Origin of the sequence: Neobacillus niacini (genome assembly GCF_023715415.1) — a bacterium.
Classification (GTDB): domain Bacteria; phylum Bacillota; class Bacilli; order Bacillales; family Cytobacillaceae; genus Neobacillus; species Neobacillus niacini_C.
Window position 1 is genome coordinate 318,853 of sequence record NZ_JAMBOB010000006.1, and the last position, 20,052, is coordinate 338,904.

23 protein-coding genes and 1 pseudogene are annotated in these 20,052 nt (G+C 37.8%); 2 read left to right on the plus strand and 22 right to left on the minus strand.

All coding sequences use genetic code 11. From position 1 onward, the window contains the following. Positions 1–9: 9 nt before the first annotated feature. From hisC to ndk, 5 genes are all read right to left on the minus strand, one after another. A complete protein-coding gene (gene hisC, locus M3189_RS16275; RefSeq protein ID WP_251635265.1) occupies positions 10–1,122 on the minus strand; it encodes a histidinol-phosphate transaminase in 1,113 nt (370 codons plus the stop codon). Between the two features lie 44 nt (positions 1,123–1,166). Then, positions 1,167–1,541 carry a chorismate mutase gene (gene aroH / locus M3189_RS16280; protein ID WP_251635267.1) on the minus strand — a complete coding sequence of 125 codons (375 nt, stop codon included), beginning with the start codon at positions 1,539–1,541 and terminating at the stop codon, positions 1,167–1,169. A gap of 19 nt (positions 1,542–1,560) precedes the next feature. Continuing rightward, positions 1,561–2,631 (minus strand): 3-dehydroquinate synthase, encoded by a 1,071-nt coding sequence (gene aroB, locus M3189_RS16285; protein ID WP_251635269.1) that lies wholly within the window; start codon positions 2,629–2,631, stop codon positions 1,561–1,563. Further along, positions 2,631–3,803, minus strand: a complete 1,173-nt coding sequence (gene aroC, locus M3189_RS16290; protein WP_251635601.1) for a chorismate synthase — start codon at positions 3,801–3,803, stop codon at positions 2,631–2,633. Before aroC ends, aroB begins: the two co-directional genes overlap by 1 nt. Positions 3,804–4,044: 241 nt before the next feature. Beyond that, positions 4,045–4,491 (minus strand): nucleoside-diphosphate kinase, encoded by a 447-nt coding sequence (gene ndk, locus M3189_RS16295; protein ID WP_251635271.1) that lies wholly within the window; start codon positions 4,489–4,491, stop codon positions 4,045–4,047. A gap of 363 nt (positions 4,492–4,854) precedes the next feature. Here ndk and M3189_RS16300 point away from each other — a divergent pair. Next, a pseudogene (locus tag M3189_RS16300) lies at positions 4,855–5,028 on the plus strand (transposase); the annotation flags it as partial. 220 nt (positions 5,029–5,248) lie between these two features. Here the strand turns inward: M3189_RS16300 and hepT are convergent. The 12 genes from hepT to M3189_RS16360 form a co-directional block, all read right to left on the minus strand. Next, complete coding sequence (gene hepT, locus M3189_RS16305; protein ID WP_251635273.1) at positions 5,249–6,211, minus strand: heptaprenyl diphosphate synthase component II; 963 nt, start codon at positions 6,209–6,211, stop codon at positions 5,249–5,251. Between the two features lie 44 nt (positions 6,212–6,255). Further along, positions 6,256–6,960, minus strand: a complete 705-nt coding sequence (locus M3189_RS16310; RefSeq protein ID WP_251635275.1) for a demethylmenaquinone methyltransferase — start codon at positions 6,958–6,960, stop codon at positions 6,256–6,258. Positions 6,961–6,964: 4 nt separating this feature from the next. Beyond that, positions 6,965–7,786, minus strand: a complete 822-nt coding sequence (locus M3189_RS16315; RefSeq protein WP_251635277.1) for a heptaprenyl diphosphate synthase component 1 — start codon at positions 7,784–7,786, stop codon at positions 6,965–6,967. A gap of 152 nt (positions 7,787–7,938) precedes the next feature. Next, on the minus strand, positions 7,939–8,175 hold the full coding sequence (gene mtrB / locus M3189_RS16320; protein WP_251635286.1) for a trp RNA-binding attenuation protein MtrB: 237 nt from the start codon (positions 8,173–8,175) through the stop codon (positions 7,939–7,941). Positions 8,176–8,187: 12 nt separating this feature from the next. Further along, a complete protein-coding gene (gene folE, locus M3189_RS16325) occupies positions 8,188–8,754 on the minus strand; it encodes a GTP cyclohydrolase I FolE (RefSeq protein ID WP_251635288.1) in 567 nt (188 codons plus the stop codon). A gap of 146 nt (positions 8,755–8,900) precedes the next feature. Continuing rightward, positions 8,901–9,173, minus strand: coding sequence for a non-specific DNA-binding protein Hbs (gene hbs / locus M3189_RS16330; RefSeq protein WP_034676225.1), 273 nt, complete (start codon positions 9,171–9,173; stop codon positions 8,901–8,903). Between the two features lie 359 nt (positions 9,174–9,532). Next, positions 9,533–11,011, minus strand: a complete 1,479-nt coding sequence (gene spoIVA, locus M3189_RS16335; protein WP_251635290.1) for a stage IV sporulation protein A — start codon at positions 11,009–11,011, stop codon at positions 9,533–9,535. Positions 11,012–11,295: 284 nt separating this feature from the next. Further along, positions 11,296–12,003, minus strand: coding sequence for a hypothetical protein (locus M3189_RS16340; protein ID WP_251635292.1), 708 nt, complete (start codon positions 12,001–12,003; stop codon positions 11,296–11,298). 21 nt (positions 12,004–12,024) lie between these two features. After that, the gene (locus M3189_RS16345; RefSeq protein WP_251635294.1) at positions 12,025–12,210 is read right to left on the minus strand and encodes a DUF2768 domain-containing protein; all 186 of its coding nucleotides are present in this window, start codon (positions 12,208–12,210) and stop codon (positions 12,025–12,027) included. 392 nt (positions 12,211–12,602) lie between these two features. Continuing rightward, positions 12,603–13,658: an NAD(P)H-dependent glycerol-3-phosphate dehydrogenase gene (locus M3189_RS16350; protein ID WP_251635296.1), complete on the minus strand. Its 1,056-nt coding sequence runs from the start codon at positions 13,656–13,658 to the stop codon at positions 12,603–12,605. A gap of 22 nt (positions 13,659–13,680) precedes the next feature. Beyond that, entirely contained in the window at positions 13,681–14,991 is a 1,311-nt protein-coding gene (gene der / locus M3189_RS16355; protein WP_251635298.1) for a ribosome biogenesis GTPase Der, read from the minus strand. 196 nt (positions 14,992–15,187) lie between these two features. Continuing rightward, positions 15,188–15,796, minus strand: coding sequence for a YphA family membrane protein (locus M3189_RS16360; RefSeq protein WP_251635300.1), 609 nt, complete (start codon positions 15,794–15,796; stop codon positions 15,188–15,190). A gap of 111 nt (positions 15,797–15,907) precedes the next feature. Between M3189_RS16360 and M3189_RS16365 the strand changes: the two genes are divergently transcribed. After that, on the plus strand, positions 15,908–16,051 hold the full coding sequence (locus tag M3189_RS16365; RefSeq protein ID WP_095247280.1) for a YpzI family protein: 144 nt from the start codon (positions 15,908–15,910) through the stop codon (positions 16,049–16,051). Between the two features lie 30 nt (positions 16,052–16,081). Here the strand turns inward: M3189_RS16365 and fni are convergent, their stop codons facing one another. From fni to M3189_RS16390, 5 genes are all read right to left on the minus strand, one after another. Then, positions 16,082–17,140: a type 2 isopentenyl-diphosphate Delta-isomerase gene (fni, locus tag M3189_RS16370; protein ID WP_251635302.1), complete on the minus strand. Its 1,059-nt coding sequence runs from the start codon at positions 17,138–17,140 to the stop codon at positions 16,082–16,084. Between the two features lie 12 nt (positions 17,141–17,152). Next, positions 17,153–18,292, minus strand: a complete 1,140-nt coding sequence (gene rpsA / locus M3189_RS16375) for a 30S ribosomal protein S1 (protein WP_251635304.1) — start codon at positions 18,290–18,292, stop codon at positions 17,153–17,155. 130 nt (positions 18,293–18,422) lie between these two features. Then, positions 18,423–19,004: a lysophospholipid acyltransferase family protein gene (locus M3189_RS16380; RefSeq protein WP_251635305.1), complete on the minus strand. Its 582-nt coding sequence runs from the start codon at positions 19,002–19,004 to the stop codon at positions 18,423–18,425. Between the two features lie 2 nt (positions 19,005–19,006). Next, the gene (cmk, locus tag M3189_RS16385) at positions 19,007–19,681 is read right to left on the minus strand and encodes a (d)CMP kinase (protein WP_251635307.1); all 675 of its coding nucleotides are present in this window, start codon (positions 19,679–19,681) and stop codon (positions 19,007–19,009) included. A gap of 155 nt (positions 19,682–19,836) precedes the next feature. Then, positions 19,837–20,016, minus strand: a complete 180-nt coding sequence (locus M3189_RS16390) for a YpfB family protein (RefSeq protein WP_251635309.1) — start codon at positions 20,014–20,016, stop codon at positions 19,837–19,839. Positions 20,017–20,052: the final 36 nt, after the last annotated feature.

Consider the following 20,052-nt stretch of genomic DNA (forward strand, 5'->3'; position numbering starts at 1 on the left):
GTAGTCCCCCTAATTCTCACTAAGCTTAGCTGTATTTTGTTGTGTTAAAAATTCACCTAACGCTTTTAACACACCTTCATTTTGTTCTGTCGAACCAACAGTAATTCTTAATGAAGAAGGGAATCCTAAAGCTTTCCCGGATCTCACGATATACCCTTTTTCTAATAGAAATTGAAATCCTTGATCAGCATCGGCATTTATATCTATTAAAACAAAATTAGTTTGAGAAGGATAAAACTCTAGTTCGTGTTGTTTGCAGAAATCATAAAATTGAGTCAAACCTTGTCTGTTTTTCTCTTTACAATTTTCAACAAACTCCTGATCGTAAAGAGCAGCTTGTGCCGCCACTTGTCCAAATGAATTAACATTGAAAGGTTCTCTAGCAGGTTCGAGTGCTTGAATAATTGACCGGTTGGCAATACCATATCCAACTCTTAATGAAGCAAGCCCGTAGATTTTAGAAAAAGTTCGTAACACAATTAAATTTGGATACTTACCTGCTAATTGAATTGAATCATAGTAATCATCAGCAACTACGTATTCGTAATATGCCTCATCCAAAACCACTAAAACATGGGAAGGAACTTGATCTAAAAAGGCAATTAATTTATTTTTTGATACATATGTACCAGTTGGATTATTTGGGCTGCAAACCCAGACAACATTGGTATTTTCATCAATAGCAGCATACATTTCCTCTAAATCATGTTCGCCATTAAGTAGTGGAATTTCCCTAATCTCTGCTCCTTCAATCACAGCATTGTGCTTGTATTGAGAAAAAGAAGGGGTCGCCATTACCGTATTTGCCCCTGGATGTAATAATGACCTTGAAATAATTTGGATAATGTTATCCGAACCGTTCCCAAATATTAGCTCATCTTGACTTACATTTAAAAAAGATGCTACAGATTCCCTTAATGAGGTCATATAACCATCAGGGTAAATAGCAAAGCCTGGTTGATTGTCTTTTAGTGCAGATAGTACTTTATCTGAACACCCAAACGGATTTTCATTTGAGGCTAACTTAACAATCTGTTCTAAATTATATTGTTTTTTAACTGACTCAATTGATTTACCTGGCTGATATGGTGTCAGTGTTAGTAACTGCTTTTTCCATCTCATTTATTCTCCACCCCATCCTTAACATGATAATTAATAAATGCTGTCTATTTTGCCAAGGTATTTCCTAAATCAGGTCTTAATACCTTTGCTCCCTCTAAATAAACATGCACAATATCCTCTTGTGTTACTGCAGTATTCACATGCATCATAACTCTAACGCACATTTCTAAAGAATTTGGCACTGGTAATTCTCTCATGCACATAACAGGAACGTAGGTCCAGCCGGCAAATTTACGCAATGCTCTTGCTGGAAAAACTGCGTTTAAGTCCTCTGTTGTTGAAATAAAAACAGAAGCTACTTGGTCAGGAAGAATATTGTTTCCCTCAATCAATTGTTTCACAAGCTCTTCTGTTGCAGAAACGATTGCTTCTTCGGTGTTGCAATCGACGGTGATTGCTCCCCTCACCCCTCTAATCATGAAAAGCCCCCCCTTGTTATTAAAAATTCTTGAGCTGTCCTAATAGAAAATCATCCGATAGCTCCTGAAGTTTTGGTTCCCCTATTTGCTCTAACAATACAAACTTTACTGATCCGCCTGAAGACTTTTTATCCTGCTTCATTTTTGACAACAAACGCTCCACGGATAAATGAGCTGGTATTTCTGTTTGGTACCCAAGTCTTTGAACCCAGGAAATAAACTCTTCTGTATCAAAAGATAGGCCTGCAACCTCTTTACTTATCTTTAGTGCAAAAACCATACCAATCATTACTGCTTCACCATGTGTAAAGTTACCATAGCCCATTTCTGATTCAATCGCATGACCTAGTGTATGGCCAAAATTCAAGTAAGCACGAATACCTGTCTCTTTTTCATCCTTTGACACAAATTCATTTTTAATTTGAATCCCTTTTGTAAGTGATTTAAATAAATGTTCAGAGGTTAATGAATTAAGATTTTCAATATCTGACTTCAACCATTGATAAAAGCTAGCATCATAAATAAGTGCATGCTTAATAACTTCTGCAAAGCCCGAACGTATTTCTTGTTCAGGAAGTGAACGGAGTAATTCTAAATCATAAAAAACAGCCTCTGGTTGATGAAATGCCCCAATCATATTTTTCCCTAGAGGATGATTAATAGCTACTTTTCCACCAACTGCACTATCATGTGCGAGGATGGTAGTTGGAACTTGGATAAATGGTATTCCTCTCATAAATGCTGAAGCAACAAATCCAGATAAGTCACCTACTGCACCGCCGCCAAAAGCGAGGATGGCAGATTTTCGATCAAGGCGGTTTTCTAATGCCATAGATAATGCGTCATAGAAGACCTCGAACGTTTTTGCTTTTTCACCACTAGGAGCAGTAAAGACAATTGGACTCCATTCAGTTAATAACGGTAAAACCTTATCAAGATGAATCCTGCCAACTGTTTCATCCGTAATTATTAATATTCTAGTCAGATTTGTAAAATGATTCTTAAAAAAGGTACTTATTTCGCATCTTACGCCTTCACCAACAAACACATTATAGCGTTTGGAACTCGTTTGAATTTCAATGGTCTCCATTAAAATTTCCTCGCATATTCACGCTGATTGTTAATTTCAGCAGCGAATGTCTCAAACCGATCACTATAAAATTGTTCAATAAGAGAATTTGCAAGCTCCCATGCGACCACATTTTCTGCCACTACAGCTGCTGCAGGAACAGCACAGCTGTCAGAACGCTCTACACTTGCAGAAAATGGCTCCTTACTATCGATGTCAACACTCATAAGCGGCTTATATAGCGTTGGAATTGGCTTCATTACTCCGCGAACGACAATTGGCATTCCCGTTGTCATACCGCCTTCAAAACCGCCTAGACGGTTACTCTTTCGTGTGTAACCATTTTCTTCATCCCAAACAATCTCATCATGCACTTCACTGCCAGGCTTTCTCGCAGCCTCAAAGCCTATACCAAATTCTACTCCCTTAAACGCATTAATACTTATTATCGCTGCTGCAAGCTTTGCATCTAATTTTCTATCATATTGCACATAGCTTCCTATTCCTTGTGGCATACCTGATGCTATGACTTCAACAACTCCGCCAATTGAGTCACCATTCTTCTTAGCATTATCAATCGCATCCATCATTTCCTGTTCTACACTAGGGTCTGCACAGCGTACGGATGATAGCTCTGTTCTTTCCTTAATTTCTTCGATTGATAAATCTGTGTTTGGCTTGGCCTTAATACCGCCAATTTCAACAACATGGGAAACAAGTGTAACTCCGACTAGAGATAATAGTTTCTTAGCAACTGCACCAGCAGCTACTCTTACAGTAGTTTCTCGAGCAGATGACCGCTCAAGAACATTTCTCATATCTCGATGACCATACTTTATTGCCCCATTTAAATCTGCATGCCCAGGTCTTGGACGAGTTATTTTTCTTTTTACTTCATCCTCTTGTCCCTCTAATAATGGATCTGCACCCATAATTTTCGTCCAATGCTTCCAGTCATTATTCTTTACTACCAGCGCAATTGGAGATCCAAGTGTTTCACCATGTCTTACTCCAGATGTGATTTCAACTGTATCCTTTTCTATTTGCATACGTCTACCGCGGCCATATCCCTGCTGCCTTCTTGCAAGCTCTGTATTAATATCCTCAGCTAATAATGGCATTCCTGCTGGCAGTCCCTCGATTATTGTCGTTAATTGCGGACCGTGTGATTCTCCAGCTGTTAAGTATCTCATTCCCATTACACTTTCCCCCTTCAACTCATTAAAGGATTTTAATCAATATACCATAATTAGAATAATAAACCTAGTATAATTATCTGAAAATAGCATAAATTGATAGATGATTATTTATTTAATGATAATAACAGTTAACCAATTTGTACACTATTGTTTCAGAATTATTTTAATCATTTTGATGTATGCGCATACAAAAAAGGCACCTGTATATGCATACAAGGTGCCTTTTATATCTAAATTAGTAAATCCATTCGTTCACTAGTTTAGAGTACTCTACTACGCCGCCATCTTTAAAAAACAATCCAATTTCACGCTCTGCACTTGCAGGTGAATCCGAACCGTGAATAACATTTTTTCCAACCGTTAATCCAAAGTCGCCACGGATTGTGCCTGGTGCAGCATCTTTAGGATTTGTTGAACCCATCATTTGACGTGCAGTAGCAATCACATTTTCACCTTGCCAAACCATAGCAAAAACAGGACCAGATGTAATGAAGTCTACTAATTCACCAAAGAATGGACGTTCTTTGTGCTCACCATAGTGCTCCTGTGCAAGTTCAGTCGGAATGCTCATTAATTTAGCGCCAACTAATTGGAAGCCCTTTTTTTCAAAACGAGCAACGATTTCTCCGATTAGGTTACGTTGAACACCATCAGGCTTGACCATTAAAAAAGTTTTTTCCATGAATTCCACTCCTAAAATAGTATGTATAATTTAATAATTGTCATAGTGGGACAATCCATTGAAAATGTTATCATTTTTTTGAATATTTCGCAAGCCAGAAAGCGGAAGCGCCTTGGGCAGGGACGACAGGCATAAGGCAAGTTCCTAAAAAAGGAGCTAATCACAGATTAGCTCCTCAGGCTGTCGAGAAACTCTCGAAAGTCTTTTATTTTGGCTCTTTTCGTATAAAATGTTGTCTTATGTATACAAATGGACCGTTCCTTTCAATATTGATAAAAGCATCTATCTGTTAGAAAAGACCCTTTAATTTTCAATAACTTTATCGATTCACTTTTTAAATTTTGAACTGAAAAGGTAGTGTGAAGCTTCGCAGATTCAAAAGAACTGCATGGGCATCACTATTGTAGGTTACGAGGATTGCACAATGCGAGTGAGCAAGTGTTACTTATCGCAGCATGCCAAAACATGAAAAAGATTGCAACGTACTTAGCCAGGTTTGAAAAAGTGTGTGGCAATCTCCTGATTCATTCCCCCTGATGATTGGAGCGGAAGGTGCGAAGACTCCTGCGGGAGTACGGGGCTGGGGAGACCCCACAGGCGCTTAAGCGCCGAGGAGGCTCGCCCGGCACGCCCGCGGAAAGCGAAGCACCTGGAGCGGAAATCAACAGGCCTTTGGGCAGGCAAAAAAATAAAAATTGCCGAGAAAGATACCTTTCTCGACAATCTGAGGAGCTAATCACAGATTGGCACCTTTTTGTTAATATTTTCGGCGACCGATGAATTTTGCGATATCGCGAAGTGTTTTTTTTGATCGATTAGCTGGCAACTCTTCTAGTACTGCTAGTGCTTTATCTAAGTACAAATCGCTTAATGCGATTGACTTTTCAATGGCACCGGATTCTTTAATAAGGCTGATAATTTTTTGAATTTGAGCATGCTCCATGTCTTCGTGAACCTTTTCAATCTCCCTGCGAATGTTTTCATTCTCCATTGCATAAAGAGCGGGAGCTGTAATATTCCCTTGAAGCAGGTCACTGCCTGCAGGCTTACCTAGCTCCTCTTCTGAGGAAGTAAAATCCAAGATATCGTCTGTAATTTGAAATGCCATGCCAACGTAATAACCAAATAAGTATAGTTTTTTATGAGTAGACTCTTCAACATCGGCAGCAATAGCACCAAGTTGGCAGCTTGCAGATATGAGCAGCGCTGTCTTCCTTTTGATCCGGCGCAAGTAATCCCTGAGATTTTGATTGAAGCGGTACTTATCCATTATTTGTTGAATTTCACCAACTGATACCTCAACAATGGTATTAGCTAATATTTTATGAGCTATGGGCTTATTTATTTCACTCATCAATTCAAGTGAAAGTGCAAAGATAAAATCACCCGTATACATAGCAGTCTTGTTATCCCACTTTGCTTTAACTGTTGGCTGACCTCTTCGCAAATCCGCATCATCAATGACGTCATCATGTACCAATGATGCCATGTGTATAAGCTCCAAAGCAACAGCAACGTTTTTCATTATATCAATATCATACTGACCAAACTTACCTGCCAATAAAACAAAAACGGGCCGAATTCTTTTTCCTCCTGCCTGAAGGGTATGCAAAGAAGCACGTTTCAAAAGAAGAGAATCCGCCTGAATGGTCTCTTCTAATTTTCTTTCGATTGTATTTATATCTGAATTCAAAAATGAATACATCATCTTTAATTTCATTTGTATTCACCAGCTTTTCATCCTGTTTGCATGTCTAGTAATAGTTACTTTTTATATCCGAAATGAACGGCCGCAGCTCCACCACTATATGGTTTAAAATAAACATCTTTAAAGCCGGCAGTCTCAAACATTTTAGCTAATTCTTTCATACCCGGAAAATTACGGGCAGATTCATGGAGCCAGGAATATTCTTTATAGCTCTTTGCAAATAACTTGCCAAACATAGGCATGATAAATTTAAAATAAAAATAATATAGCTGTTTATACCCTATTAAAGTAGGCTGTGAGGTTTCAAGACAAACGGCAATGCCTCCAGGCTTTAACACCCGATTCATTTCCTTTAATACTTGAAGGTAATCCGGAACATTTCGTAATCCAAATCCAATTGTTACATAATCAAAGCTATTATCGGGGAAAGGCAGTTCCATCGCATTACCATGAATTAAGTTAACCTGTTTTAGTCCAAGGCTTTTTACCTTTTCAATCCCAACATTCAACATATTTTGACTAAAATCCAATCCAGTCACTTCACCGGAAGGACCAACAGCTTCAGCTAAAGCAATCGTCCAGTCCCCTGTTCCACAACATACATCCAGCGCTTTAGAACCTGGCTTGACATTCATCCTTCTCATGGTATCCTTACGCCATTTGATGTGCTGCTGAAAACTAATAACCGAGTTCATTTTATCATAGTTATCGGATATTTTCTCAAAGACCTTATGAACTCGTTGTTCCTTAGATTGCTGCATTTGCTTACCCTTCTTCCACTAAAGTTTTCGCAATTGGTTGATGTTCATTAATGATCGAAGTAATTCTAGCTTCAAGCATATCGTTTAAATATGGCAGCTGATCTATTCCTTTTAATAGGAATTGTTTTGAAGAATCAAGATAACGATCACAAATCACAAGCAAATCTCTTTGCTGTTTTTCTGATAGATTTTTTATTGAAACGTGTTTATTTGGAATAGTAATATTTTTCATGTATTCAAACACATAGCTGCTTTTTGCTTCTATAAACAGATTCTTCTCGTTAAGCAAGCGCTTGAAAAAAAATAAGTTGGCAATAAACTCATTCCATAAGTCCACTTTAAAACATTCAGAGAATTTAACAAATATAGAGCTTTCAATTTTCTTAATACTCGTCATTAGGTTTTCGATATCGTTAAGTTCCTTTTGATAGACAGAAACTTTATGTTCATTAACCTCTTTTACCCCTTTGGAGAGTTCTTTTATCATGACGATATCTCCAGCATCTGCCAATAGTTTATAATATAAACCACTATAATAATCCCCTGCCAGGACCGTTAATTGTCTATTTTTTTCATCCACATTTGCATTCGATATGTGCTCATGGGTATCAAGGGCAATCTGGATAAGCATAGTTGTCATCGTATAATTTTTTAACTCATTGTAAGACAATTCGAGTCGATCCATAATGGATACAAGAATAAGCAGTTTATCTTCATCAATTACAGGCTTCTCAATATATTTTAGCAAGTAAGGATGATATACTTTTTGCTCAACTTGCTCCTTAATGTCTGTAAACTTTTGTCGAATGTCTGGCAAATTAATCACCCTTGCTTCCCCGAATTAATATAGTTATTACGATCCTTTTGTGTAAACAAGGCAGTGACAATTATATCATAAAAGCGTATGTATGGGCAGAAATTCACAAAATAAAAACATTTTCACCGATTTAAAATTAGAATGAAAAATCTAATGATAGATTATTTTTTCATTTCGCTTTCAACTTCGCCAAATTGTGTCATTATTTTTGCATTTCCCCTAATTTTAATTGCTGATGTATGTTCAGTGAATTGCGCAATAAGCACTTCACCCTTATCCAGCTTTTCAGAATGATGAAATTTTGTGTCACTTCCTCGCGTTAGTCCGATCACATTAACGCCATCATCAACTGCTTTTATCACAATAAAATCGCTATTTTGTGGTTGTCGTTTTTCCATAGTATCACCCCACTAATTCTTTATTAAAGATAATATTTCAGAACGTGCAATGGTATCATTTGCAAGATTGCCTCGAACTGCAGTTGTTACTGTCTTTGATCCTGGTTTTTTAACCCCGCGCATTGTCATACACATATGTTCAGCTTCTACAACAACCATTACTCCATGTGGAGCTAATTTTTCCATCAAACTATTAGCAATGGTTGAAGTGATTCTCTCTTGCAGCTGCGGTCTTTTAGCGACTGCCTCTACTGCCCTTGCCAATTTGCTTAACCCTGTCACACGACCATCTTTAGGAATATAGGCCACATGAGCTTTTCCAAAGAAAGGTACTAGATGGTGTTCACACATGGAATAGAACGGGATATCCTTCACTAGAACTAATTCTTCATGGTCTTCACTGAATACGGTCTCGAAATGTACTTTCGGATCTTCATTAAGACCACTAAATACCTCTTCGTACATTTTTGCTACTCTTTTCGGAGTATCAAGCAAGCCCTCTCTACTCGGATCTTCACCAATCGCTGTTAATATTAAACGTACTGCCTCTTCAATTTGGGTACGATTCACTTCAGACATGCATATTCCCCCTACTATATATCAACCAAGTATATATGACAATTACATATTAGCACAACAAAATTGATGTTCAAAGTTAAAGGACCATAGAAAAAAGGCCATGGTAGTTACCATGACCTTCTTGCCGAGGCAATAAATTTATGTAATTATTTTACTGCATCTTTAAGTGCTTTTCCTGGTTTGAAAGCAGGAACTTTGCTTGCACCAATTTCGATTTCCTCACCGGTTTGAGGATTACGTCCTTTACGTGCTGCACGTTCGCGTACTTCAAAGTTACCAAAGCCGATTAGTTGGACTTTATCTCCATTTTTCAAAGCATCTAGAATTGAATCAAAAACAGCATCAACTGCTTTTGTAGCGTCTTTTTTGGAAAGCTCGCTTGCTTCTGCAACTGCGTTAATTAGTTCTGTCTTGTTCATGCTATTCACCTCCTCCCGATAATATCAGTTAAGAATCGTAAATAAGATTACTTATCTACATTTCTAAACAATTTTTCTTATTTCTATACGTCTTAGCGCGGTTTTATTGGCAAAGTAATCAAAAATTATTGATTTTGATATTTTAATCTACTTTTTTAATAAAAACCTTATTATATAAAGGTTTTAAGCACCAAACGTAAGTCTGATAAAAGATTATCACAATCATTTACGCTTATCAAGAATAAATCATGAAATAATGGTAATCTTTTCTTCATTTCTACAAATTTCTACTTAATTTCGAAATTTTAGGTGTAGATTTTTGTAAAAAAGAAAAAAGACTCCAGCTGGAGTCTTCAAGCTTAAAGGATAATTGCAATCAACCCGCCGGATCCTTCGTTAATAATTCTCTCTAACGTCTCTTTTAGTTTATATCTTGCATTCTCTGGCATTAAGGAAAGCTTGGCTTGGATACCCTCCCTAACGATAGAGCTTAACGAGCGCCCAAATATATCAGAATTCCAGATGGATAATGGATCATCCTCGAAGTCCTGCATTAGGTATCGAACTAACTCTTCACTTTGTTTTTCTGTCCCAATAATCGGAGCGAACTCAGATTCAACATCAACCTTTATCATATGAATTGATGGAGCAACCGCTCGCAGCCTAACTCCGAACCTTGCACCCTGACGGATAATTTCAGGCTCTTCCAGGCTCATATCTGAAAGTGACGGAGACGCAATACCGTAGCCAGTTTGTTTAACCATTCTTAAAGCATCAGAAATATGGTCATATTCGGCTTTTGCATGTGCAAAATCCTGCATGAGCTCAAGGAGATGATCTTTACCCCTGATTTCCACCCCGACAATTTCTTTTAAAATCTCGTCGTAAAGTTCGTCTGGAGCAAATAAGTCAATTTCTGCAACACCTTGACCCATTTCAATTCCAGCTAACCCTGCTCTCTCAATATAGTCAAAGTCGCTAAACTGCTGTACAACCCTATCCACATCTCTTAATCTCTTGATATCTTTAACTGTTTCTTTTACAGCTTCTTGATAACTTTCACGAAGCCAGTGGTTTTCTCTTAATACCATTACCCAGCTTGGCAGGTTAACGTTAACCTCAAGGACTGGAAACTCATATAGAGCCTCTCTGAGAACATTAAGTACATCACTGTCACGCATGCTTTCAACACTCATAGCAAGGACAGGAATGTCATACTTTTCTGCTAAGCTAGACCTAAGCGTTTCCGTACTAGGGTGATATGGCTGGGCGCTATTGACAACCATTATAAACGGTTTGCCAACCTCCTTCAGCTCATTAATGACTCTTTCCTCAGCTTCAATATAATTGCTTCTTGGGATCTCCCCAATTGTTCCATCAGTAGTAACCACTACGCCAATTGTAGAATGCTCCTGAATAACTTTACGCGTTCCAATTTCAGCTGCTTCATGGAACGGGATAGGTTCTTCATACCAAGGGGTAGTAATCATTCTAGGTCCATTTTCATCCTCATACCCTTTCGCACCTGGAACAGTGTAACCAACACAGTCAACCAGTCTAATATTTACATTTAGACCCTCATCAACATGAACAGTTGCCGCTTGATTCGGTACGAACTTTGGCTCTGTTGTCATGATTGTTTTCCCTGCAGCACTCTGAGGAAGTTCATCGACTGTTCTTGATCTCTCTGCCTCATTGTCTATATTCGGTAAAACCACAAGCTCCATAAATTTTTTAATAAATGTGGATTTTCCTGTTCGAACAGCACCTACTACTCCTAAATAAATATCACCGCCAGTTCTTTCGGCAATATCTTTGAAAATATCAACCTTTTCCAAGTGATCCCCTCCCGATCATAGAGTAAAGTGGGATAATATTATCCATCAAGATATGTTTGGACAATATATGTTTATGACGTTGTCCTATATTGTTATGACACTTTTTTATAATTTTTTACCCCCTTAAATAAATAATCCATGAATATGCACGTATCTGTTGTGTCTGAACAGTTGATTGAATGAGGGTTCCCAAAGCAAAGTACAAGAGATCCTTTTTTGCCCAAAAAAAAACCCTACTCCTACAATATATTTCGCAGGTGAAGGGTTATGACTATTTGACATCCTTATTGCTTTAAAAAAACTGGCTCATTATTTTCATCAATTGTGTAAGGCAAAGAATAGGCAGGAACAAACATGGAATCTTCCACAAGAATATTACGTATATCCTCACCTGGTTTTACTGACTTTTCCGCCTTTTTTAGCAGTTGAAATAAATCTTGTCGATAATCAACATAGACTTCAGCATCTGTTGTGACCACAAATGGAAGATTTTGATTAGAAAATGGACTAACAACATATGGCTCCTGCTTATATCCTAATTCATTATAATCAATCGTATAGACATGATCACTAAGTTGGTCTTTATATGGCGGATATCCATTGGATTTAATCCGCAGTTTGATATCACGAATCGTATCAACCATCCTCAAATCTAAAAGTTTTACAGTAGGATTGGTTTCAACATCTACAAGAACATATTGAAAGATCCCGCCACTCTCAAAAGCATTCCCTGGGGGCTCTGCAAGATACTTGGGAGCGATTTTTTTAAAATCTATCGGATATTTTTGATAGATTGGAGTCACTGCATCTCTAGTTTTTATCGGCAAAATCCCCCCATTGTCCTCCTTAAAAGAGTTCACAGCTTGTTGAACTGCCTGGATTTGGTCGATATAGGGGATTTGATTCTCAGCTAACTTCTCTTTTGGATACATGCATCCTGATAATATCAAAGTTGTAAAGATTAGTATCGTGCAAATGACTTTCCAATTCATACAATCACCTGTTTTTTTGTATTATGTAAAAAGAACAACAAATAACGTAATACCTGAAATAATTAAAAAAATGTAAGCTAAGACCGCAGTTAAAACCTTTAGAATACCTTTTAACTTATACCGACTTAGATATATTGTAAAAATCGCCAGGAACATAAGACCCATCCCCGCAATCGATATCCACATTTTCAACATACCTGGTGACATTAGGACACCCCCCTTATTCCGAAAGCTATTATACCATAAGGAAGACGATTTCTTGAAAACTTTTGTTTTTTACAGTCTATAATGTGTTGATTTGTGCGGAAGGCACGAGACTCCTGCAGGAGGACGGGGCAGGGGAGACCCCGCAGACGCTTTAGCGTCGAGGAGGCTTCCCGTACCGCCTGCGGAAAGCGAAGTGCATGGAGCACAAATCGACACAACCTTAACAAAAAAAAACTGAAGTAAAGAGGGGCGAATTCCTTACTTCAGTCTTAGTGACTAAATAACCCATTGATTCGGTTCATACTACACGTGTGCTTCGCTTGCATTGTATGCAACCATGAGGCGAAACGCACTCAATGAATGCCTATTTTTCAATAAAAAATGCACAATTTTTAATCTTCAAGGTTTCTTTCCTCAAGAATATTCACCAAATCTTCCATTTCGTGGGTTTTACCACGGGCCATCAATACATCTACCGCATCTTTTGCGTTTTTCCCATTAAATAATACATCGTAAAGGGCACAAGTAATCGGCATACTGACGTTATACTTTTCGGCAAGCTGATAGGCTGCTTTCGTCGTTCTAACACCCTCTACAACCATTCCCATGTTATCTAGAACCTCTTCAAGATTATTCCCTTTACCGAGCAGATTTCCCGCTCTCCAGTTCCTTGAATGGACGCTTGTACAAGTTACAATCAAATCCCCTATACCTGCTAATCCAGAGAACGTTAACGGGTTAGCTCCCATTTTGGTTCCAAGTCTAGCTATTTCTGCTAACCCTCTTGTTATTAATGCAGCTTTTGCATTATCACCATACCCCAGCCCGTCCGTTATTCCGGCAGCCAAGGCAATGATATTTTTTAATGCGCCGCCAATTTCAACTCCAATCACATCTGGATTGGTATATACTCGAAAATTATGATTTATAAACAAATCTTGTATCTCTTCAGCGGCACTCATATCTTCAGATGATACCGTTACAGTGGTTGGGTGCCTCCTGCTGACTTCCTCAGCATGGCTAGGACCTGAGAGGACTACGACAGCCTTTAAAAGCTCCGTTGGCATCTCTTCTTTAATCAGTTCTGATATTCTCAAAAGGGTATCAGGCTCAATCCCTTTACTTACATGCGCAATGGTCAAAGGTGAGTTTTGAACAGTACGTACCTTCCCAAGTACTTCACGGATCGCTTTCGTCGGAACCGCTAAAATAACTGTTTTTATTCCTGCCAACGTATCGCTTAATGACGCATAGCCGACAATTAATTCAGGCAGCTGTATATCTGGCAAGTATTTTTTATTCATATGGTATTGATTTATTTCGTTAACTTGGGATTCATTATGGCTCCACAGTCGGACTTCATGTCCGTTGTCTGCAAGGACCATTGCAAGGGCAGTACCCCAGCTTCCAGCACCAATAACGGCTACAGCTTCCTTATTTTCCTGCATTTAGCTCACTCCCACCGTAAAATTATTTTCTTTCTCTGGCATAAATTTTTATCGGGGTTCCTTCGAATCCAAAAGCTTCACGAATTCGATTTTCTAAGAAGCGCTCATAAGAGAAATGCATTAATTCTGGCTCATTAACAAACACAACAAAGGTTGGCGGTTTAACAGCTACTTGTGTGGTGTAATAAATCTTTAATCGACGACCTTTATCAGTAGGTGTTGGATTCATAGCTACCGCATCCATAATTATATCATTTAATACACTAGTTTCGACACGCATTGAATGGTTTTCACTAGCTGTATTAATCATTGGTAATAATGTATGAATACGTTTTTTCGTCTTGGCAGATAAGAAAACAATCGGAGCATAACTTAAGTAGAGAAAATGCTCTCTAATTTTCTGTTCAAGTTCCTTCATTGTTTTTTCATCTTTTTCAACAGCATCCCATTTGTTGACCACAATAACAATCGCCCGGCCTGCTTCATGTGCATATCCTGCAATTTTCTTATCCTGTTCAATGATTCCTTCTTCTGCATTTATGACAACTAAGACTACATCGGAGCGTTCTATTGCCCTTAAGGCACGGAGTACACTATATTTTTCGGTACTCTCATAGACTTTTCCTTTTTTCCGCATTCCAGCCGTATCAATAATGACATACCTGTCGCCATTATACGTATAAGGTGAATCCACAGCATCTCTTGTTGTTCCAGCAATATCACTTACAATAACACGGTCTTCTCCCAGTATCGCATTCACTAATGATGACTTTCCAACATTCGGACGGCCAATTAAAGAAAATTTAATGACATCTGCATCATAATCCTGACCCTTATCCTTTGGAAAGTGTTTGGCTGCCTCATCCAGTAGGTCTCCCAATCCAAGTCCATGTGAGCCTGATACTGGTATTGGTTCTCCAAAGCCTAAAGAATAAAAATCATAGATTTGTTCACGCATTTCAGGATTATCAATCTTGTTAACAGCTAATACGATTGGTTTTTTTGATTTATATAAAATCTTTGCTACCTCTTCGTCTGCAGCGGTTACTCCTTCTCTACCATTTGTTAGAAAAATAATAACATCTGCTTCGTCAATAGCTACTTCCGCCTGTTGGCGAATTTGCTCGAGAAAAGGTTCATCTCCTATATCTATACCACCCGTATCAATTACATTAAAATCATGTGTCAACCATTCCCCAGAGCTATAAATTCGATCACGTGTTACTCCAGGGATATCCTCTACGATAGAAATCCTCTCTCCAACAATTCTGTTGAAAATGGTCGATTTCCCAACATTCGGTCGTCCTACAATGGCTATAACAGGTTTTACCATTATAATCGCCATCCTTTCTATCCTTATATTTATCAATATTTTGTTATTTTATCGTTAAAGCAGAGAAACTCAATTATATAATTAAGCAATTGCGTACTAATGATAAAGAAACCCTTCTATCCGAAAGAAGGGTCTAACCATATTATTTTAGCAATGTGAATCCTTTCCTGCAATGGTAAAACTTAATAAGTGCTTTTTATGATGACTTTTGCTTTCCTTTTTCCAAAAAATGAAAATGGTTTTGAAAGAATGTACCGGCATTTTCTAGTGCGCTCCAGCATACTAGCAGCAAAAGTGTTAAAGCAGAGACATCTAGGTAAGGGATTGCTCCTATTGGGTAGGAAAAATCAAATTTACTTAGGTAAAAAGCATAAAGTATCTCACCCTGCATGGTGCCGCTAACCATAATCAACAATCGGTCTTTTAATGACTTTTGCAAAATAATTGCCAGGCAGCTTAAGCAAAATCCCAACATCCATTCCTTTTGAAACACCACCCAGACTGGATCAAAAATGAAAAATAAGTTAAAGGTAACGTATGAAATGGTTACAATAAATGAACAAATAAAGGCGTACAGCAACGAACCCAGCTTTTTCTTACTAAAAATAATATAAGATAATAGCAGCAAAAATAAACCACTAGCAAAAAACTGAAAGCTCCCTACTGTAAAATGTACATTTGAAAGAATAATGATTACTAAAATACAAGCGGCTAATTTTGCACGATACAGATTTTGCTTATTCATAAAAAAAGTTATTGAAACCCAAAACAACCAAAGTATCCAATAAAACAATGAACCCTCCATTGTCACACACCTCCTACTATTTCCATTATCGGTATTCTTTATGTAGTTTCATACTTCCTATGAATAATCTTTAGGCAAGAAAATCATGTTAATAGTAGGAGGTGTGGAGAAATGGGAAAGGATCGACAGGAAAAAAAGTTAAAGGCAAGTGGGAAAGTTGAATCAGATCGTGACCAGGCGTTACATTACCCAGGGGCAACTAAGCTTCAAAGTCCCGAAGAAGCAAGAGGTTTAAACGATAATAAGTATAGTTAAAAAAAATAAGCTCCCTTATTTCTCGGGAGCTTATTTTATAGTGCGCTGGCTGTACGTTTTGGTATCGATTCCCCGCTGAGTTAACCAATGATGCATTTGACCAGATATCATTAATGGAGCACTTTGTAAATCAAAAATAGATTTGGCCCCTAACGCAGTCATGATGATTTTTAACCCATCATGAAGTGATGAAATTTCTTCATATAAAGAATCAATTCCCTCTTCTACAAGAATCTTCAAGAAATAACCCGCAAAGCCAACTGCACTTGCACCCAAAGCTATTCCTTTCGCAATATCAATGCTTGAGGAAAGCCCACCTGAACCAATAATTGTAAGAGGTGAGGATGCATGTGATGCTTCAGAAATAGAGATTGCAGTAGGAATTCCCCATTGATTAAAAAAAGCTTTAGATTTATCACTGCGCTTATTTTCTATTTCAGCAAAGTTGGTCCCGCCAAATCCTCCAACATCTACAACAGAAACCCCCACAGACGAAAGAGCTTCAACAGTTTCTTTGCACATTCCAAATCCAACTTCTTTAACAATAACGGGAACGTTAACCTCTTTTACAACCATTTCTATTCTCTTTAAGGCACCAGAGAATTCCCGGTCTCCTTCAGGCATAGCTAGCTCCTGGATGACGTTTAAATGTATCTGTAAGGCATTTGCCTCTATCATTTCAATAGCCGCTTTTGCTAAATCTGGAGTTGCTTCACTTCCTAAGTTAGCAATAAGAACTCCTGTAGGGTTTTCTTTTCGAACAACCTCATATGTATATCTCTCAGATTTATCCTTCAATGCTGACATTTGTGAGCCCACTGCGATAGCAAGGCCTGCCTCCCTCGCTACCATTGCTAGCTGCTTGTTAAGAGAGTAGGTTTTTTCGCCTCCGCCACCTGTCATAGCATTGATAAAAATTGGCGAACTTAAAGAAAGTTCGCCAATTTTTTGGTGAATAGAAACATCTGAAACATTAATGTTTGGTAAACTTTGATGAATAAATTGAATATCATCAAATGCTGTTAATCGTTTTTGCCCTGTTTCTAAGGCATAACGAATATGGTCCCATTTCCGTTCAGATCTTGACACTGATTATCACCATTATTTTCCTAGATTCTTTAATTTATCGCCAATCATTTCACCAAGCTGAAAACCTTTAGATTCTTCAGGAAGTTCGTAATCAAAGTTCTCATCTGCATCCTTTTCAAGGAGATCCTTGATGCTTAGAGAAAGTCTTTGCTCTTGTTCGTTCGTATCTAGCACTTTTACTTGTACTTCTTGCCCTTCCTTCAATACCTCATGTGGCGTACCAATATGCTTGTGTGCAATTTGTGAGATATGAACAAGTCCTTCAACCCCAGGGAAAACCTCCACAAAGGCACCATATGAAACTAATCGTTTAACGGTCCCAGTTAATGTGCTGCCCTTAGGAGCTTTCCCAGCTACATCAGACCATGGCCCGGGCTGTGTTTCTTTAATAGATAAAGAAATTCTTTCATTATCACGATCCACATTCAAAACTTTAACCTTTACTTTTTGACCTTCTTGAACAACATCTGATGGTTTATCAATATGTTGATAGGACAATTGGGAAATATGAACGAGTCCATCAATACCGCCTATATCAACGAATGCACCAAAATCTGTAATTCTTTGTACAGTACCATCAATAACTTGTCCGGGCGTAATACTATTTAAAATATTTTTCTTATGTTTCCCCTTTTCTTCTTCCACTACTGCACGGTGAGAAAGGATTAAACGATTTTTTTCCTTATCAAGTTCAACAATTTTAAAAGTAAGATTCTTTCCTTTATAATCAGTAAAATCTTCAACAAAATGTGCTTCTACTAAAGACGCAGGAACAAAGCCGCGTACGCCAAGATCAACGACAAGACCGCCTTTTACTACATCTTTCACTTCCGTTTCAAATACTTCACCGCTATTGAATAGTCCCTCAAGATTTACCCATGCTTTCTCGGCATCGATTTTTCTTTTTGATAAGATGATAGCATCCTCTTCTACTTTTAGTACCTCAAGATCTAATTCATCACCTTCGGATACTACATCAGAGGCTTTTTCAACATGAAGACTTGAAAGCTCACTAATAGGGATAATACCGTCATGTTTACTATCCTGAATATTTACTATTACCTGTTTTTCTTCTACCTTGGTGACTTGTCCAGTTACTTTATCTCCAATGGTATAACTTTTTACTTCTACTTGATTCATATCTTCCGACATATGTATTCCTCCTTAATCCATTTACTGCATGTTAAATATATATTTTCTAATTACATGAAAACGAGTGAATATTCTAATAAAATCTCTTTTTATTAACTTCTTACAAATAGCGTATTTTGTCAAGCAGAACCTATCGGTACTCTTTAATAAGTTTATCGATTTCTGACATAATTAATTCAGTTACCTCATCTGCAGAGGCTTTCCTACTTTTCATATCTTCCATTGCTATCGGCTTTCCATAAACCACTTTTAATTTACCGAAACTTTTATATGGACCAATAATGGCGCAAGGCACCACATCAGCTTCTGTTCTAAGCGCAAAAAAACCTGCTCCCGATAGCCCTTTTCCGATTTCACCTGTTTTGCTTCTAGTCCCTTCAGGAAAGAGCCCAAAAACATTTCCGTCTTTTAATACCTTTAATCCTGCTCTTAATGATTCCCTGTCCCCCTTACCCCTTTTTACTGGGAAAGCATTACACTTTCTTACGATATTACCCAAAACAGGGACTTTGAAAATTTCTTCCTTCGCCATAAAATGGACAGGTCTAGGAGCAGTAGTTCCAACGACTAACGGATCAAAATTATGAATATGATTTGTACAAAGCAGAACTCCTCCCTCTTTAGGGAAATGCTCTAATCCAATAACTTCAATTCGGTACAAGGGTTTCATAACCCCAGCTACAACCGATCTTGCAAACGAATAAAACGTCACACTTATCCAACCCTTTCATGCACGAGATCCATTATTTTTTCAGCTACTTCAGGGATAGACAAAGATGTGGTGTCAATTTCAATTGCATCTTCCGCTTTTTTTAAAGGTGCAAATTCTCGTTCAGAATCAATTTTATCACGGCGGGCAATGTCTTCCTTTATTTGTTCTAAATTAGAAGAGTAGCCTTTTTGGGTATTTTCTGTATGACGTCTAACTGCTCTTTCTTCAACACTAGCAAGTAAGAAAACCTTAACTTCAGCATTTGGCAGTACATGGGTCCCGATATCTCTACCATCCATTACAACCCCTCCATTCATTGCAAAGGATTGTTGCATTCTCACCATTTCTTCACGAACCTTTTGGTGTGCGGCTACCACCGATACAGAATTTGTTACTTCTGATGTGCGAATAGCATCTGTCACTTCTTGTCCATCAAGGAACACCAATTGTCCATTTGAGGAGGGATAAAGTTCTAATCTTGTTGCTAGTAAAGTTTCTAATAAACTATTTTCATCTTCTAAATTAATGTTATTTGCCAATGCTTTGTAGGTCAAAGCGCGGTACATCGCACCTGTATCGATATATATGTAGGATAACTTTTCTGCAACAACTTTGGCTACTGTACTCTTGCCAGCTGCAGCAGGACCATCAATGGCAATCGATATTTTGTTTTCCATAAATCCTCCTAAGTCAATCTTGATTGTCTCATACACCCATATATTTATTTTACCATAAGAAAGGTGGAAGCCTCTTTTTTTTAACATTTTTATATTTGAATTTCTTATTACTTTCCCCATTTTTAGAATAAAAAAAAAGCAGGAATTCTGCCTTTTTAATTACCGTTAAAAGTTTGTAATATTTCAGTAAATGTATTTTCATTTACTCCCTCATATTTTGTTAACTGTTCTAACTGAGGAAAAATATCTAACTGATGTAAGAATAGCTGCGCTAATAAAAGAAAGATAAATTGGATAATAACTACCTTTATTAATATTCTTTCTACTATTTTCATACCATCACTCCAATTACCAATTACTACTATTATTGG